At 70.6% G+C, this 16,466-nt stretch carries 15 protein-coding genes; 6 read left to right on the top strand and 9 right to left on the bottom strand.

Features of this window, described 5'->3' with window-relative positions; genetic code table 11:
* Window positions 1-109: 109 nt before the first annotated feature.
* Together KILIM_RS08365 and KILIM_RS08360 are read right to left on the bottom strand one after the other, a co-directional pair.
* Window positions 110-1,408 carry a chloride channel protein gene (locus tag KILIM_RS08365; RefSeq protein ID WP_006592223.1) on the bottom strand — a complete coding sequence of 433 codons (1,299 nt, stop codon included), beginning with the start codon at window positions 1,406-1,408 and terminating at the stop codon, window positions 110-112.
* The gene (locus tag KILIM_RS08360) at window positions 1,405-1,974 is read right to left on the bottom strand and encodes a potassium channel family protein (RefSeq protein WP_217997078.1); all 570 of its coding nucleotides are present in this window, start codon (window positions 1,972-1,974) and stop codon (window positions 1,405-1,407) included. The genes KILIM_RS08365 and KILIM_RS08360 overlap by 4 nt, the downstream gene beginning before the upstream one ends.
* A 132-nt stretch (window positions 1,975-2,106) precedes the next feature.
* Here KILIM_RS08360 and pgm point away from each other — a divergent pair, with 132 nt between their 5' ends.
* The 3 genes from pgm (at window position 2,107) to KILIM_RS08345 (ending at window position 5,386) form a co-directional block, all read left to right on the top strand.
* Complete coding sequence (gene pgm, locus KILIM_RS08355) at window positions 2,107-3,771, top strand: phosphoglucomutase (alpha-D-glucose-1,6-bisphosphate-dependent) (protein ID WP_006592221.1); 1,665 nt, start codon at window positions 2,107-2,109, stop codon at window positions 3,769-3,771.
* 55 nt (window positions 3,772-3,826) lie between these two features.
* The gene (locus KILIM_RS08350; protein WP_217997077.1) at window positions 3,827-4,306 is read left to right on the top strand and encodes an MmcQ/YjbR family DNA-binding protein; all 480 of its coding nucleotides are present in this window, start codon (window positions 3,827-3,829) and stop codon (window positions 4,304-4,306) included.
* A gap of 234 nt (window positions 4,307-4,540) precedes the next feature.
* Window positions 4,541-5,386 carry a maleylpyruvate isomerase family mycothiol-dependent enzyme gene (locus tag KILIM_RS08345; RefSeq protein WP_006592219.1) on the top strand — a complete coding sequence of 282 codons (846 nt, stop codon included), beginning with the start codon at window positions 4,541-4,543 and terminating at the stop codon, window positions 5,384-5,386.
* Between the two features lie 89 nt (window positions 5,387-5,475).
* On the opposite strand, the gene KILIM_RS08340 is transcribed toward KILIM_RS08345, so the two are convergent.
* From KILIM_RS08340 to KILIM_RS08315, 6 genes are all read right to left on the bottom strand, one after another.
* Window positions 5,476-5,709, bottom strand: a complete 234-nt coding sequence (locus KILIM_RS08340) for a hypothetical protein (protein WP_006592218.1) — start codon at window positions 5,707-5,709, stop codon at window positions 5,476-5,478.
* Between the two features lie 91 nt (window positions 5,710-5,800).
* Window positions 5,801-6,712, bottom strand: coding sequence for a tetratricopeptide repeat protein (locus KILIM_RS08335; RefSeq protein WP_246308453.1), 912 nt, complete (start codon window positions 6,710-6,712; stop codon window positions 5,801-5,803).
* Window positions 6,713-6,833: 121 nt separating this feature from the next.
* Window positions 6,834-8,645, bottom strand: a complete 1,812-nt coding sequence (gene icmA / locus KILIM_RS08330) for a coenzyme B12-dependent isobutyryl-CoA mutase large subunit (RefSeq protein WP_083876009.1) — start codon at window positions 8,643-8,645, stop codon at window positions 6,834-6,836.
* Window positions 8,646-8,740: 95 nt separating this feature from the next.
* Window positions 8,741-9,253: a MarR family winged helix-turn-helix transcriptional regulator gene (locus KILIM_RS08325; protein ID WP_006592215.1), complete on the bottom strand. Its 513-nt coding sequence runs from the start codon at window positions 9,251-9,253 to the stop codon at window positions 8,741-8,743.
* Window positions 9,254-9,288: 35 nt separating this feature from the next.
* Window positions 9,289-10,251, bottom strand: a complete 963-nt coding sequence (meaB, locus tag KILIM_RS08320) for a methylmalonyl Co-A mutase-associated GTPase MeaB (protein ID WP_006592214.1) — start codon at window positions 10,249-10,251, stop codon at window positions 9,289-9,291.
* 171 nt (window positions 10,252-10,422) lie between these two features.
* On the bottom strand, window positions 10,423-11,634 hold the full coding sequence (locus tag KILIM_RS08315) for an acetyl-CoA C-acetyltransferase (protein WP_006592213.1): 1,212 nt from the start codon (window positions 11,632-11,634) through the stop codon (window positions 10,423-10,425).
* Window positions 11,635-11,780: 146 nt separating this feature from the next.
* Between KILIM_RS08315 and mce the strand changes: the two genes are divergently transcribed.
* From mce to KILIM_RS08300, 3 genes are all read left to right on the top strand, one after another.
* Complete coding sequence (mce, locus tag KILIM_RS08310) at window positions 11,781-12,221, top strand: methylmalonyl-CoA epimerase (RefSeq protein ID WP_040562715.1); 441 nt, start codon at window positions 11,781-11,783, stop codon at window positions 12,219-12,221.
* Between the two features lie 200 nt (window positions 12,222-12,421).
* Complete coding sequence (gene ccrA / locus KILIM_RS08305) at window positions 12,422-13,759, top strand: crotonyl-CoA carboxylase/reductase (protein ID WP_006592211.1); 1,338 nt, start codon at window positions 12,422-12,424, stop codon at window positions 13,757-13,759.
* Between the two features lie 105 nt (window positions 13,760-13,864).
* The gene (locus KILIM_RS08300) at window positions 13,865-16,060 is read left to right on the top strand and encodes a twin-arginine translocation signal domain-containing protein (protein ID WP_006592210.1); all 2,196 of its coding nucleotides are present in this window, start codon (window positions 13,865-13,867) and stop codon (window positions 16,058-16,060) included.
* A gap of 28 nt (window positions 16,061-16,088) precedes the next feature.
* On the opposite strand, the gene KILIM_RS08295 is transcribed toward KILIM_RS08300, so the two are convergent.
* The gene (locus tag KILIM_RS08295; protein ID WP_040562700.1) at window positions 16,089-16,412 is read right to left on the bottom strand and encodes an Rv1322 family protein; all 324 of its coding nucleotides are present in this window, start codon (window positions 16,410-16,412) and stop codon (window positions 16,089-16,091) included.
* Between the last annotated feature and the right edge of the window lie 54 nt (window positions 16,413-16,466).

Raw genomic sequence — 16,466 nt, 5'->3', positions numbered from 1 at the left:
CTCGAGCAATAGCCCAGTGGGGTCAGCGGTTGCCCAGTCGGCTTAGGGGTTGCCCAGTCGGCCCAGCGGTTGCCCGGTCGCGGCGGCCCTGCCGTGCCGCTGGGCGCGCTCAGTGGCCGCCGTGGGCGGTGGCGGTCGTGGGCAGGCGCGCGCTGACCAGGTGGCCGATGGCGACGCCGACGAACACCGCGGCCAGGCTCGAGACCCCCGTCATGAGGGTGAGCAGGAGCAGGACGGCGATGGGCTTGCGCATCGCCACGGTCAGCGCGGCGGACATCGCCGCCACCATCGCGACGGTCAGATCCAGGCCAGGCAGGAGGGTCGCGAGGGCGGCACCGACCGCTCCCCCGATGAAGATGAGCGGAAAGAACTCGCCGCCCTTCCAGCCGGCGGCCAGGCACAGGGCGAGCGCCACGACCTTGACGAGCGCCAATCCCAGCAGCGTGAGCCAGTCGCCTGATCCGGCGAACTCCACCAGCGTGCCGATGTCGTCGTGCCCGGAGAAGCGCGCCAGCGGCACCGCAGTCGCCAGCGCCGCGAACACCACCGTCCCGATCATGATCCGCGCGGTCGGGCCGGGAGCCTTGGCCAGGACGGCGGCGACCGTCGGCCGCACCCAGGCGTAGCCCAGCCCAACGGCCGCGCCGCACAACGCCGGCAGCAGGGCCGCCACCAGGTCGACGCCGTTACCGGCCGGAGTGTGCTCGGGTAGCGCCAGGCCATGCAGGCCCTCGGCGAAGATCAGCGAGGCCACGAGCAGGAAGCCGCCGAAGCCGGCGACGGCGGCCAGCAGCGTGAGGATCTTCGGCGGGCTCAGGTCGTCGTCGCCGTAGGCAACGGCTCCCGGAGGCGATCCGTACAGGCCCGCGAGGGCGGCGGCGGCCCCGGCATCACCGAGGGCGCGCTGCTGCGCCCGAGTCCGCCCGAGGCGGATCGCGACGAGGCAGGACAGTTCGGCGATGACGGCCAGCAGTCCGGCCTCCGGGCCGATCGCGCCGCCGAAGGCCACCGCCACGATGGCCGACAGCGCGAGGAACAGCGTCGAGCGTCGCTCGATCGCCACGGGGTCGTGGGCCTGATCCAGCTGGCCGTCGATATCGAGGTCGGCCACGTCGCTGGAGACGCAGCGCAACGCGGCGATGAGCACCCCACCGGCGACGATGACGACCGGGATGTACCAGCGCGCATCACTGACCGACCACACGATGTCGCCGACCAGGCCCATGAGCCGCAACGTCAGCGCCGCGACACCGCCGGCCAGCGCGCCGTAGCCGATGGCCACCGCCACGAGGACGGCCCGCTGGAGGGCGGTGGGGTCGCCGCGCTCCTCCCCCTCCTGCTCCCCCGCGGACTCCTTCTGCGCTGGGGTCTGCGGCGGCTCGACCTGCTCTGGTTCGGCGCTGTTCATGTGTTCTCCTCCCCCTCACGACTCACTGACTCGGCCCGCGTGCTGGGCTCGGCCGACGCGTCATTGTCGATCGTCGCGAGGTCGTTCAGGGGGCGCAGCAGCCGGTCCGACATCCGCGACAAGAGCGCGGCGATGAAGACGACGTCGAAGACGAGCAGCACGCTGACGACCGCCCGGGCCACCTGCCCCTGGGCGTGGATGTCGCCGAAGCCGACCGTCGTCATCGCCGTCAAGGTGAAGTACAGGGCGTCGGTGCGGGTCTCCAGCCCGACGAACTCCTGCGGGCGATGGGTCTGCAGCGTGAAGAACAGCAGCGATCCGACGATGACGACGGCGAGGAACAGGATCACAAGGCTGCTGATGTCGCTGTCTCGGTTGCGCAGCTCCGAGAGGATCGTGCGCCCCAGCACGACGACGACCAGGACGGTGCCGATGATCCGGGGCACGGCGAACGCGTCGACCGCATCGACGGGGACGACGTAGTAGAAGCCGACCAGGAGCGGAATGGTGAGCACCAAGCGAGTCGTCGGACTCAGATCGTGCCAGAGGGTAGACAGGCGACGCACGCGCTCCATCGTGCCTCAGGAAAGCCACCGGTTCGACGGACGCGCGGGCCAGTCAGGGCTTCCTGCCGGTGTGGGGCGCTTCGTGGTGCCTAGGACCCGCCATCGGGGCGGCAACGCTGACAGGATGGGCGCATGAACGACTCCCGCGCCGGCACTTTGGCCCAGCCCAGCGACCTCGTTGACGTCCCGCACCTCGTGACCGCGTATTACACGCTGCGACCGGACCCCGACAACATCGACCAGCACGTGGTGTTCGGCACGTCGGGGCACCGCGGCACGTCGCTGAAGACGGCGTTCAACGAGGACCACATCCTGGCCACGACCCAGGCGATCTGTGACTACCGCGCCGAGCACGGCTACGACGGGCCGCTGTTCATCGGCCGTGACACCCACGCGCTCTCCGAGCCGGCGTGGGCCTCGGCCCTGGAGGTGCTCGTCGGCAACGGCGTCGACGTGCTCGTCGACGAGGAGGACCGGTACACACCGACCCCCGCGGTGAGCCACGCCATCCTGCGCGCCAACAAGGGCAAGATCGGGGGGGTCGACGACCTGCCGGCGCACACCGGACTGGCCGACGGCATCGTCGTGACCCCGAGCCACAACCCGCCGACCGACGGCGGCTTCAAGTACAACCCGCCGCACGGAGGCCCGGCCGACAGCGACGCGACGAAGTGGATCGCGGCCAAGGCCAACGACTACATCAAGGACGGGCTGAGCGGCGTCCGGCGCGTGCCCTTCGCGCAGGCCCGCGAGGCGGTCAAGGGGTACGACTACCGCGGCATCTACGTGGCCGACCTCGAGAACGTCGTCGACCTGAAGGCGATCAAGGACGCGGGTGTCAAGATCGGCGCCGATCCGCTGGGTGGCGCGGCGGTCGACTACTGGCAGGCGATCGCCGACCACTACGAGCTCGACATGACGGTGGTCAACCCGCTGGTCGACCCGACGTGGCGGTTCATGACACTGGACTGGGACGGCAAGATCCGCATGGACTGCTCCTCGCCGTACGCGATGGCCTCGCTCATCGAGCAGAAGGACAAGTACGACATCGCGACCGGCAACGACGCCGACTCCGACCGGCACGGCATCGTCACCCCCGACGGCGGGCTGATGAACCCGAACCACTACCTCGCGGTGGCGATCCAATACTTGTACGGCGGCGGGCGGCCGAACTGGCCGGCCGACGGCTTCATCGGCAAGACCCTCGTCAGCAGCTCGATGATCGACCGCGTCGCCGAAGACCTCGGCCGCAAGCTGGTGGAGGTGCCCGTCGGGTTCAAGTGGTTCGTGCCCGGGCTGCTCGACGGCTCCGGGCCGTTCGGTGGCGAGGAGTCGGCGGGAGCGTCGTTCCTGCGGATCGACGGCACGGTGTGGTCGACGGACAAAGACGGCATCATCCTCGCGCTGCTCGCGTCGGAGATTCAGGCAAAGACCGGCAAGAGCCCGAGCCAGCACTACGCCGAGCTGGTCGCCAAGCACGGCGACCCGGCGTACGCGCGGGTCGATGCTCCGGCCAACCGCGAGCAGAAGGCGATGCTCGGCGCGCTCTCCCCCGCCGACGTCGCCGCCGACACGCTCGCGGGCGAGCCGATCACGGCCAAGCTCACGGAGGCGCCGGGTAACGGCGCGAAGATCGGTGGGCTGAAGGTCACGACGGAGTCGGCGTGGTTCGCCGCGCGCCCGTCCGGCACCGAGGACGTCTACAAGATCTACGCCGAGAGCTTCCAGGGCCCCGAGCACCTGAAGCAGGTGCAGGCCGAAGCCCGTGAGGTCGTCTCGGCGGCCCTGGGCAGCTGACCCCCGCCTCCCGAAAGACGCTCCCTTGCGGCGACATCCAGAGAACCTTCTCTGCATGTCGCCGCAGAGTATGTGGCTCGAGGGCCCGGATCGCCAGGACGCGGTGAGCGCCGACCGTCCCGCTCGCGTTGCCGACGTGCACGAGGCTGCTCTGGCGATGCCGCACGTCACCGTCGAGACCGGCAAGCGGGCGTCCAATCCGATCTACCAGGTGGGCGGTAAGTCGTTCGTGTTCTTCCGCACGCCCCGCCCGGACGCCGTGGACCCCGTCACAGGGGAGCGCTACGACGACGTCATCGTGATCTGGGTCGGCGAGGAGGCCGAGAAGCTCGCCCTCGTGCAGGATGCCGAGTCCCCGTTCTTCACGACCCCGCACTTCGAGGGGCATCCCAGCGTGCTCGTGCGGGCCGGCCGCCTACACGAAACGACTCGCGTCGAGATCGTCGAGCTGGTGCAGGGTGCCTGGCTCGCCCAGGCCTCCCCGACCCGGGCACGGGCCTGGTTGGCCGAGCAGGGGCTGCCCGGCGGTCTCTGACTCGCCGGGCGTCGGGGCTTGTTGCCGGTAGCCGGTCGCGACGGGACACGGCCGGTCGCGACGGGACACGGCCGGTCGCGACGGGACACGGCCGGTCGCGACGGGACACGGCCGGTCGCGACGGAACACAGCGAAACCCGACGGCACACAGCTGATCAGGTGTGTCCCGTCGGGTCAGGCTGTGTCCCGTCGCGACGAGCTGGGCTCCGCCATCGCTGTGGCTAGGGTGAGCCAATGGGCACGCACCAAGGGACCCGCCTGTCGGAGCAGGCCTACCTGCGCTTTCTGCGCCAAGATTCCGAGCGCTTGGCCGACGTGCTAGCGCAGGCGCCGTCGGGCGCCCGGGTGCCGACCTGCCCGGGCTGGGACGCCGACGATCTGCTGGCCCACCTGCTCGTCGTGCAGTCGTTCTGGTGCCGCGTGGTCTCCGACGGCCTGACCACCGAAGCCGAGGTGAGCCAGCTGACCCCTGCGCCGCGACCCGACGGTCGTCCCGAGTTGCTGGCGGCGTTCCGACAGGAGGCGGCTCGGCTAGCCGACGCCCTGGAGGCCACCCCCGCGCAGGCGCAGCGTTGGTCGTGGTCACGAGACCAGACGGCGGGCTTCGCCGCGCGCCGGCAGGCGCACGAGGCGTGCATCCATCGCCTCGACGCGGAGCTGACGGCAGCGCCCGACGGCAGCCACCGCAGCCCCATCGACGCCGCCCTGGCCGCCGACGGCATCGACGAGATGCTGCGCGTCTTCATGGGGTACCACCCCGCGTGGGCCGTGATCAGGCCGGAGCCGGGTCGCACCGTCCGGGTGGTGGCGACGGATACGGGCGACACCTGGCTGGTCACGCTCGCGCGACGCGCCGGCACCGATCCGCGGGGAGTCGAGCACGACGATCCGGCGATCTACGTCGCCGGAAATGACCCGGTCGACGGCACCGTGCATCCGGTCGGCATCCTGTCGGGTTCGGCCGAGGACCTGTACTGCCGGCTGTGGCGCCGCCCGGTGCTCACCGAGCCGCTTCGGGCCGGCGACGCGGTGCTGGTCGCCGAGCTCGAGGGCGTGCTGGACGCGGTGGCACCGCGCTGAGCAGCCGCGCGGCGCCCCACGCGACGTCCGACCCGGGCGTGCGGGTCAATCGTGCGGTCAGCCGCGTGGTCAGTCGTGGGGGTCAGTGGTCAGTCGTGCGGGTCAGTCGTACCGGCGAGCCCCAGGTTGGAGTCACAGGCCGCCGCGACCGAGGCCGTGACCTCCTCCGGCAGGTCGAGCAAGCGCTTCGGCATCTGTACCCCGAACGGCTCGCCCGGCACAGGATGCGTGCGTCGCTCGGCCTGCGGAGCGCCGTCCGAAGGCAGGAGAAACGCCGTCGCGTCCGTACCGCGGGCGGGGCCGAGCAGGCTGAACAGAGTCATGACGCGACGGTAGGCCGCTACCGGTCAGTAGGCAATGACCCCAGGTCAACCACGTGGCAGACGGACGAGAACCTCCCTCAAGGCGCGACCCTCAGAACAGGGCGCTCATCAGGGCTCGGCGGGCCTTGACGACGCGCTCGTCTTTGGGGCCGACGATCTCGAAGAGCTCCAGCAGGTGGGCGCGGGCGGCGTCCCGCTCCTCCTCCGCGGTGGCGCGTACGAGGTCGACGAGCCGGGTGAAGGCGTCTTCGACGTGGCCGCCGGCGAGGTCGAGATCGGCGGCCAGGGTCTGCGCGGCGACATCGGTCGGTTTGGCGGCGGCTTCGGCGCGCGCTGCGGCGAGGTCGGCATCGGCGACCCGCTTGAGCAGCTTGACCTGCGCGAGGCCGGCTTTGGCGTCGTCGTCGGCGGGCGCCTCCTTGAGTACCTGCTCGTAGGCGGCGATCGCGGTGTCGTAGTCGCCGGCCTCGACGGCATCGAACGCGGCCTCGAAGCGCGGGTCGATCTCCGGCTCGTCGGGCGCCTCGACCTGGCCGGCGTCGGTGATGTGGCCGGTGACGCCGTTCTGCGCGGCGACCTTGAGCAGTTCGGCGACGACGGGGGCCAGCTGCTCGGCGGGCTGGACTCCGGGGAAGAGCGGCACCGGCTGGCCGGCGACCAGGCCGACGGTCATCGGGATCTGCTGCACTTGGAAGGCGGCCGCGATGCCCGGGTTGGCCTGCACGTCGACCGCGACGACCCGCAGGCGTCCGTCCTGGCGCTCCGCCACGGTGACGGCGTTCGTCACGGCCTGCTCGGTCTCCGGATGGGCGGCCGACCAGAGCACGACGAGTGCGGCGACGTCGCGGGTCGACATGACGACGTCTTGGAACTCGGCCTCGGTGGCATCGACGCGAACGCCTCCCGCGAATCCGGTCGACGATCCGCCTGAGGCGGGTGGTGCGCTCGGCGCCTGGCCGATCCCCGAGAGGTCGACGGCGCCACGCATGGCAGAACGGGGCATCAGTGGCTGATCCGACATGGTCGCCATTCTCACTGATGCTCCTCACCCCGGCTACCACCCCCTCCCTCAGAGCCCCGAAAGCCGGCGCCCCAAGAGGCGCCGGCTTTCGGGGTGGACTCGGTCAGAAGCGGGCGGGCTCGCGGTAGACGCCCCACTCGTCGCGCAGCACGTTGCAGATCTCGCCGAGGGTGGCCTCCGCGCGGACGGCGTCGAGCATGGCGGGGATCATGTTGTCGCTGGTGCGGCTGACCTCCACCATGTGCGTCAACGCGGCCTGCACCGCGGCCTCGTCGCGGCCGGCCTTGCGGTCGTCCAGCTCGCGCACCTGCTCGCGCTCGACCTCGTGACTGACGCGCAGGATGTCGAGTTCGCTGGCCACCGACTCGGTGAGGGTGTTCACGCCGACAACCTTCTTGTCGCCCTGCTCGAGCGCGATCTGGTGCTGGAAGGCGGCGTCGGCGATCTCCGCCATGAACCAGCCCTCCTCGATGCCGCGCAGGATGCCCTTCGTCATCGGCCACTGGCCGCCCTCGGACTTGCCGACGTTCTGCCGAACGGTCTGCGCGAGCGCGGCCAGGTCCGCCGTGGAGTGATCGCTGCCGCCCATGGCCAGGATGCGGTCGAAGATCTTGTTGGCCTCGGCCTCGATCTGGTCGGTCAGCGCCTCGACGTACCAGCTGCCGCCGAGCGGGTCGGCGACATTGCAGATGCCGGTCTCTTCCATGAGCACCTGCTGGGTGCGCAGGGCGACCTCGGCGGACTGCTCGGTGGGCAGCGCGAGGGTCTCGTCGAGGGCGTTGGTGTGCAGGGAGTTGGTGCCGCCGAGTACCGCGGCGAGGGCCTCGGTCGCGGTACGCACGACATTGTTCAGCGGCTGCTGGGCCGTGAGGGAGACGCCGGCGGTCTGGGTGTGGAAGCGCAGCCACTGCGCCTTCTCGGTCTTGGCGCCGTAGACGTCGCGCATCCAGCGGGCCCAGATGCGCCGGGCCGCACGGAACTTGGCGATCTCCTCGAAGAAGTCGACGTGGGAGTCGAAGAAGAAGCTCAGGCCCGGGGCGAACACATCGACGTCGAGGCCGCGGGAAAGACCCAACTCGACGTAGCCGAAACCGTCGGCAAGGGTGAACGCGAGCTCCTGCGCGGCCGTCGAGCCGGCCTCACGGATGTGGTAGCCCGAGACCGACAGCGGCTTGTACGCCGGGATCTTCTCCGCACAGAACTCCATGAGGTCGCCGATCAGGCGCAGGTGCGGCTCCGGATCGAACAGCCACTCCTTCTGTGCGATGTACTCCTTGAAGATGTCGGTCTGCAGGGTGCCGTTGAGCACGCCCGGGTCGATACCCTGCCGCTCGGCGGCGACGAGGTACATGCAGAAGACCGGGACGGCCGGGCCGCTGATCGTCATGGAGGTCGTGACGTCGCCGAGCGGAATGTCGGAGAAGAGGATGTCCATATCGACGGCCGAGTCGATGGCCACACCGCAGTGGCCGACCTCGCCGAGGCTCATCGGGTCGTTGGAGTCGCGCCCCATGAGCGTCGGCATGTCGAAGGCGACGGACAGGCCGCCGCCGCCGCGACCGAGGATCATCTTGTAGCGCTCGTTGGTCTGCTTGGCGTTGCCGAAGCCGGCGAACTGCCGGATCGTCCACGGGCGGCCGCGGTAGCCGGTGGCGTAAAGGCCACGGGTGTAGGGGAATTCGCCCGGCCAGCCGATCCGCTCCATGCGTTCGTCCGCGGCCTCGGCCTCGTCGCTCGGGCCGTAGACGGGCTCAAGCTCCATGCCGGAGAGGGTGGTGAAGTCTGCATCGCGAACCTGACCGCGCGCTGTGGCGGCGTCGAAGCGCTCCTGCCAACGGCGGCGCCCGTCGCCCGGCACACTGTTGTTTGCAGAGTCGGATGCGGCCGCCTGGGCCTGATCTTCGATGATCGTCATGCCCAAGAGATTACTAGGATCTCCTAGTAAATGCCAGGGCTGAGTCTGCTCCTTCTCAAATACCTTGCGCTGCAAGCAGTTTCGCCGGCAGCAGTTCAGTCGGAGTCGAAGTCGCCGTGGGCGCGACGCAGCTTCTCCAGCAGGCGGAACAGCTCGACGCGCTCGGGCCCGGTCAGCTCCGAGAGCCCGAAGCCGCGGGAGACCAGCGACGCCATGCCGCGGTCGGCCAGCTCGCGGCCCTCGGGCGTGATGACCGCCAACGTGCCCCGACCGTCGTCGGGGTTGGGGATGCGGGCGACGAGCCCCTGGGATTCCAGCCGCTGGACGATGTGCGTCGCGCTCGTGGCGTGCACCATGAGGCGCTCCCCCACGACCCGCATCGGGAGGCGTCCGTCGCGGCTGAACGTGAGCAACACGAGCGCCTCGAAGCGAGCGAAGGTCAGACCGAGCTCACCCAGGGCGGCGTCGAAGTCAGCGAGCAGAATCTGCTGCACCCGCATGATCGATGTCGCGGTCGCCATGCTCTGCGGTGCCGACGCCCGCCCCCAGCGGCGCTCCCAAAGCACCGCCGCACGGCGGATCGGGTCGAAGGCGAGGCGAACAGACACGCAGGTCAGGCTACTCCCTGCGGCCTCAGGCGCCTTCAGGTGATGTCGGCGAGCACCTTGTCGGCGGCGCGGTAGGGGTCGGTCTGGCCGGCGACGACTCGGGCGGCCAACTCGTCCATGCCATGCGAGCCGCGCAGGTCACCCATCCGGGTGCGCAGCTGCGCGAGCACGATGGCCTCGATCTCGTCGGCGGCGCGGCGCTGCCGACGGCGCTGCAGCTCGCCGTGCTCGGTCATCCAGGCGAGGTGTTTGTCGATGCCCTCCATCACCTCGTCGATGCCGGTGCCGTGGGCCGCAACGGTCTTTAGGACCGGCGGGCGCCACAGGTTCGGCTGCGTGCGGTCGCCGAGGCTGATCATGTGCCGGATGTCGCGCACGGTGGCGTCGGCGCCGTCGCGGTCGGCCTTGTTGACGACGAACACGTCGCCGATCTCCAAAATGCCGGCCTTCGCCGCCTGGATACCGTCACCCATCCCCGGCGCGAGCAGCACGATCGTCGTGTCGGCCAGCCCGACGATCTCGACCTCCGACTGCCCGACGCCGACCGTCTCGACGAGCACGACGTCGCAGCCGGCCGCGTCGAGCACTCGGATCGCCTGCGGCGTGGACCACGACAATCCGCCCAGGTGCCCGCGGCTGGCCATCGAGCGGATGTACACCTCGGGGTCCAGGGCGTGTTCCTGCATCCGTACCCGGTCACCGAGCAACGCACCCCCCGAGAACGGCGAGGAGGGGTCGACGGCTAGCACGCCGACGCGCTTGCCCTGCGCGCGCAACGCCCCGACCAGCGCGTTGGTCGACGTCGACTTGCCGACCCCCGGGCTACCGGTGATCCCCAGGATGTGTGCGCGCCCCGCGTGCGGCGCGAGGGCAGCCATGACCTCACGCAGCTTGGGGCTCGCGTCCTCCACGAGGGAGATGAGTCGGGCCACCGCTCGCGGGGAGCCACTTCGGGCGGCTTCGACGAGGGTGGGGACGTCGACGTCACGGCGTGCCATGTGCGCTGTCACACTCCTAGCGCTCCGCGGCGGCGATCCCGGGCGGAGCAGGGTCGGATGGTCGTCGCGGGCGGGCGGCGACGTGGGCTGAGCCCCATCCTGGCAGTTGAGTCGGTCGGCTCGGGCGCGGATGGGCGCGGATGGGCGCGGATGGGCGCGGTAAGCCTGCGCTCACTCCTGCCGCGGCACCCGCACGATGAGGGCGTCGCCCTGGCCGCCGCCACCGCACAGGCCGGCCGCCCCGACTCCACCGCCGCGCCGACGCAGCTCGTGCGCCAGGTGCAGCACGATGCGCGCACCAGACATGCCGATCGGGTGACCCATGGCGATGGCGCCGCCGTTGACGTTGATGAGCTCCTCGTTCAGGCCCAGGTGGCGGGCGGCGGCGATGCCGACGGCCGCGAACGCCTCGTTGATCTCCACGAGGTCGAGGTCGGTCGGCTCGATGCCCTCCTTGGCGCACGCGGCGGCGATGGCGGCCGCGGGCTGGATCTGCAGCGTCGAGTCGGGCCCGGCGACCACGCCGTGGGCGCCGATCTCGGCGAGCCAGGTCAGCCCCAGCTCCTGCGCCCGCGCCTTGCTCATGACGACGACCGCGCAGGCGCCGTCGCTGATCTGGGAGGAGCTGCCGGCCGTGATCGTGCCGTCCTTGCCGAAGGCCGGACGCAGCCGCCCCAAGGACTCGGCGGTGGTGTCGGCGCGGATGCCCTCGTCGGCGGCGAACTCGATGGGCTCGCCCTTGCGCTGGGGGATGGCGACGGGCACGACCTCATCGGCGAAGAGGCCGTCGGCCCAGGCCTTGGCGGCAAGCTGGTGGCTGCGCGCGGAGTAGGTGTCCTGGTCGGCGCGGCTCACCTCGAACTCGCCGACGTTGCCGGACTCGGTCAGCGGGCCCATGCCCTGGTCGGTGAACGCGTCGTAGAGCCCGTCGAAGGACATGTGGTCGAGCATCGTGATGTCGCCGAACTTGTGGCCGCCGCGGCTGCCCGTCAGCAGGTGCGGGGACTGGCTCATCGACTCCTGCCCGCCGGCGACGACGACATCGAACTCGCCGACGCGGATGAGCTGGTCGGCCAGGGCGATGGCGTCGAGGCCCGACAAGCACACCTTGTTGATGGTCAGGGCCGGGACGCTCATCGGGATGCCCGCGGCCGCGGCCGCCTGGCGGGCCGGGATCTGACCGGCGCCGGCGGTCAGCACCTGGCCCATGATGACGTACTGCACGTCGCCCGGGGCGACCCCCGCCTTCTCCAGGGCCTCGCGGATGGCGATGCCGCCCAGTTGGGCGCCGGTGAACCCGGACAGCGACCCGAGCAGCCGCCCGATCGGGGTGCGGGCCCCCGCGACGATGACGCTGGGATTGTCCTGCGGGCGGTGGGTCATGAGCGTGTCCTTCCGGCCGGGCACCCGGCGTCGTCGCAGCGAGTGCCGCCACTGTAACCGGACCGCGCAACCGTTAACGAGGGACTGACGAGGGACTGCCAATGGTCCCGCCCGCTGGCTCGGTGCTCGCCCTTAGGCTGTGGCGCATGAGCGCTGATGTCACCGGTCTGTTCACCCATATCGACCACGTCGGGATCGCGGTCCGCGACCTCGACGAGGCCATCGCCTTCTACGAGGAGAAGTACGGGATGCGCATGGCGCATCGCGAGGTCAACGAGGAGCAGGGCGTCGCGGAGGCGATGATGGAGGTCGGCGACTCGACCTCCTGCATCCAGCTGCTGGCTCCGCTGAACGAGCAGAGCACCATCGCCAAGTTCCTCGACAAGAGCGGCCCGGGCATCCAGCAGATGGCCTACCGGGTCAAGAACATCGACGAGGTGTGCGAGACCCTGCGCGAGCGCGGCCTGCGCCTGCTCTACCCCGAGCCCAAGCGTGGCACCGCCGGCAGCCGGATCAACTTCATCCACCCCAAGGACGCCGGTGGAGTGCTCGTCGAACTCGTCGAACCCTCCACCGAGGGGCACTGAGCCAGGCCGAAATCCAAGCCGAACGACGGGGCGTTGGTCAGCCCTGATCGCCGCCGATCACCTGCCGATTACCGGTCGGGTGGTCGGCGGCGCCGACTTTCCCGGCGAAGTACCGATGTTAATCATGCGCCGCTAGGTATGTTGGGCATCAACGCGGCGCCTGGTCGGCGCCGGCCCCGCATGGCGAGGAGGCCATAGGAATGGACGAGATCCGCAACGCGATCCTGGCCGGTGAGCGATCGGCCGAGGTGTTCGGCAACCTGCCTGTGCCCGAGTCTTTCCGGGCCGTCACCGTGCACAAGGACGAGGTCGACATGTTCGCCGGCCGCACGAGCCGCGACAAGGACCCGCGCGAGAGCCTGCACCTCGACGAGGTGCCGCTGCCCGAGCTCGCCCCGGGTGAGGCGCTCGTGGCCGTCATGGCCAGCTCGGTGAACTACAACACCGTCTGGACCTCGATCTTCGAGCCGGTGTCGACCTTCGGCTTCCTCGAGCGCTACGGCCGCCTGTCGCAGTGGGCCAAGCGCCACGACCTGCCCTACCACATCGTCGGCTCCGACCTGTCCGGCGTCGTGCTGCGCACCGGCCCGGGCGTGCACCTGTGGCAGCCCGGTCAGGAGTGCGTCGCGCACTGCCTGTCCGTCGAGCTGGAGCACCATGACGGACACAACGACACGATGCTCGACCCCGAGCAGCGCATCTGGGGCTTCGAGACGAACTTCGGTGGGCTCGCCGAGTTGGCGATCGTCAAAGCCAACCAGCTGATGCCCAAGCCCGAGCACCTCACGTGGGAGGAGGCGGCCTGCCCCGGGCTCGTCAACTCCACCGCCTACCGGCAGCTCATCAGCAAGAACGGCGCGGCGATGAAGCTGGGCGACCGGGTGCTCATCTGGGGCGCCAGCGGCGGCCTCGGCTCCTACGCCACGCAGATGGCCCTGGCCGGCGGCGCGACCCCGGTGTGCGTGGTCTCCAGCCCGGAGAAGGCGGAGATCTGCCGCAAGATGGGCGCCGAGCACGTCATCGACCGCAACGAGCGCGGCTACAAGTTCTGGAAGGACGAGCAGACCCAGGACCCCAAGGAGTGGCGCCGGTTCGGTAAGGACATTCGCGAGCTGACCCGCGGCTACGACGTCGACATCGTCTTCGAACACCCCGGCCGCGAGACCTTCGGCGCCAGCGTCTTCGTCACCCGCAAGGGCGGCACGATCACCACCTGCGCCTCGACGTCCGGGTTCATGCACGAGTACGACAACCGCTACCTGTGGATGAACCTCAAGAAGATCGTCTCCAGCCACTTCGCCAACTACCGCGAGGCGTGGGAGGCCAACAGCCTCATCCGCCGCCGGCTGATCCACCCGACGCTGAGCAAGACCTACGCGCTCGGCGACGTCGGCCAGGCCGCCTACGACGTGCACCGCAACATGCACCAGGGCAAGGTCGGCGTGCTCGTCGGTGCCCCCGAACCGGGCCTGGGCATCTCCATGCCGGAGCGACGCGAACCGCACGAGGCCGCCATCAACCGGTTCCGCAACATCTAGACGCACACCTGAGTCGCACCGAAAACCCCAGCGCGCGCAGCCTTTCGGGCGCCGGGTCGAGGCCCCCGGGTACACCGGGGGCCTCGACGTGCCGATGAGGGCGGTATGCACGGTGATCTCCCTCCGCGGCCGCCACTGCCCTCCGCCCTGTTGCGCCGCCCCGTGAGCCGACGCGGCTTCCTCGCCGGCACACTGCTCGGCGGCGGCCTGCTGGGTCTGGGCCTGGCCGGCTGCTCGGGGCCCCCCGCGCCCACCGCGCCCAGCCCGTCGCTGACTCCGGTGCCGCTCGGCCCCTCGTGGGCGCCGAAACCGGCGACCATCGGCGGGCTGCGCTGCCTGGCGACCCAGGAGGGGGAGACGATCAGGCTGCACACGGTCTCCGGCGACGCCACCTTCTGGTCGGGCATCAACCTGGGCAGCACGACCCCCGGGCACTCCCCCGGCGAGCTGGCCATCACCGCGGAGGACTACCGCCGCTGGTTCGGCCTCATGCGCGACGCCGGGGTACGGGTGCTGCGGATCTACACGATCCACCCGCCGCACATGTACCAGGTGCTGGCCGAGCACAACGAGGCCAATCCGGAGCACCCCCTGTACCTCGTGCACGGCATCTACCTGCCGAACGAGTCGTACCTGGACTCGCACGACCTGTTCTCGGCCGAGTCGACGGAGGCGATGGTCGAGGAGGTGCGCGACGCCAGCGCCGCCGTGCACGGCACCCTGCGCCGGGCGCCCGTGCAGGGCCGTGCCAGCGGCACGTGGAGCACGGACGTCTCGCGCTGGCTCGCCGGCTGGATCGTCGGCGTGGAGTGGGATCCGGTGGCCACCGACGCCTCCGACCGCTTGAACGCCGACCGGCCCGCACACCGGGGCACGTACTTCTCCTCGGGCCCCCAGGCCACCCCCACCGAGCGGTGGATCGCCGCCCGGATGGACGAGTTGGCCGGGTACGAGGCCGCGGCCGGGATCAGCGTGCCGATGGCCCTGGCGAACTGGCCGACCACCGACCCGCTGACCCACCCCGACGAGCCGCTGGAGCGCGAGGACCTCGTGGGCGTGGACGCCAACCACGTCATCGCCTCCGACGCCTGGCCCGGCGGCACCTTCGCCAGCTACCACGCCTATCCGTACTATCCGGACTTCCAGCGCTGGCAGCCCAGCTACCGCAACGACCCCTCCGGCGACCCCTACCGCGCCTACCTGCAGGACCTCAAGCGGCACCACGCCGGGATGCCGTTGCTCGTCACCGAGTTCGGCGTGCCCTCCTCGCTGGGCTCGGCGCACATCGGCACGTTGGGCCGCGATCAGGGGCACCACACCGAGCCGCAGGCGATGGGGATGAACGCCGACATGCTGCGCATGTTCAAGGAGATCGGCCTCGGTGGCGGCATGCTGTTCGCCTGGAACAGCGAATGGTTCAAGTTCACCTGGAACACGCTGCCGCGGCACGCGGTCGTCGACTCCGAGCGGCGCTCGCTGTGGCACGACGTGCTGACCAACGAGCAGCACTTCGGCCTGCTCGCCGACGACCCGGTGCGCGCCGGACAGCGCACGGTGCACGAGGCGCGCGAGGGGCTCACCGCGGTCGTCCTGGACCACGACGCCTCCTGGGTTCACCTCACGCTGGCCTACTCGCAACCGCTGGACGCGCCGGTGACGCTGGGCTTCGACATCGTGCCGGGCGCGGGCCTGGGGTTGCCCGGGCTCGGTGCGCAGCAACGGTTCGACGTCGAGGTCCGCTGCGACCCGGTCGCCGGCACCGCCCGCACGCGCATCCGCGCCGAGCTCGACCCGCTGCTGCTGGACGGGCTCCCGGACGGCTCGGTGCCCGCGCCCGATCCCGACGGCTGGCGACTGCAGCGGATGACGCTCAACCGCCCCTTCCCGGCGCGCGGCGCGGCTCCGGCGCGCGAGGCCGAACTGCTCGACATCGGCAACCTCGTGCGGGCCGACGACGCCGCAGCCCTGTCCGGGACCACCGGCGACACCCTTTCGACCTGGGCCATCACCCCGGCCGGCGACGACGGGCTGACCCGGATCCACCTGCGGATGCCGTGGGGCCTGCTGGCGCTCGGCGATCCGTCGTCGCTGACCGCCGTCGTGCCCAAGAACAAGCTGCCGCAGGCGGTGCAGATCGAGCGGATCGCGGTGGCGGTCGCGGGAGGCAACGCGACGGCGACCACCCCGGTGGCCTTCGACATCCGGTGGGAGGGGTGGAACAAGGCCGTCTACACCGAGCGGATCAAGACCGGGGCGCAAACCTTCGCCGACGCGTTGGCGCAGACCTCGATGCTGGGATGAGCAGACGCCTCGACCGACGAGAGATGCGTCACCGGGTGGCGCCGCCGGGACGGCGGCGGTCACGCGCCCGCCAGCACGTGGTGTGCCAGTGCCGCCGGTCGCTCAGGTCACCCAGACCGTCGGCGGGCCAGGCGACGACATGCGCGGTGGCGCCGTCGAACTGCTGTTGGCAGCCCGGGCACAGATACCGGCGCGGCGCAGACTCCGCCCCGCCGATCCCCGGCCGCGAGCCCGCCACCGAGCGCACGAACCACTGGCCGTCAGGATGCGACTCAGTACGAGCGGTGCCGCCCAGGGCCCGCTCGATGCTCAGCGACGTGGGTTCACGCCGACGCCGGTTGGATCGCGGCATGCCGGTATTCTTCCAGGCTGATAGACAGGCCTGGACAGAAGCCACGTGCGCCGG

This window comes from Kineosphaera limosa NBRC 100340 (genome assembly GCF_000298215.1).
Taxonomy (GTDB): Bacteria; Actinomycetota; Actinomycetes; order Actinomycetales; family Dermatophilaceae; genus Kineosphaera; species Kineosphaera limosa.
The sequence above is the reverse complement of the archived record's forward strand: the minus strand, read 5'-3'. Positions and strand labels throughout refer to the sequence as shown.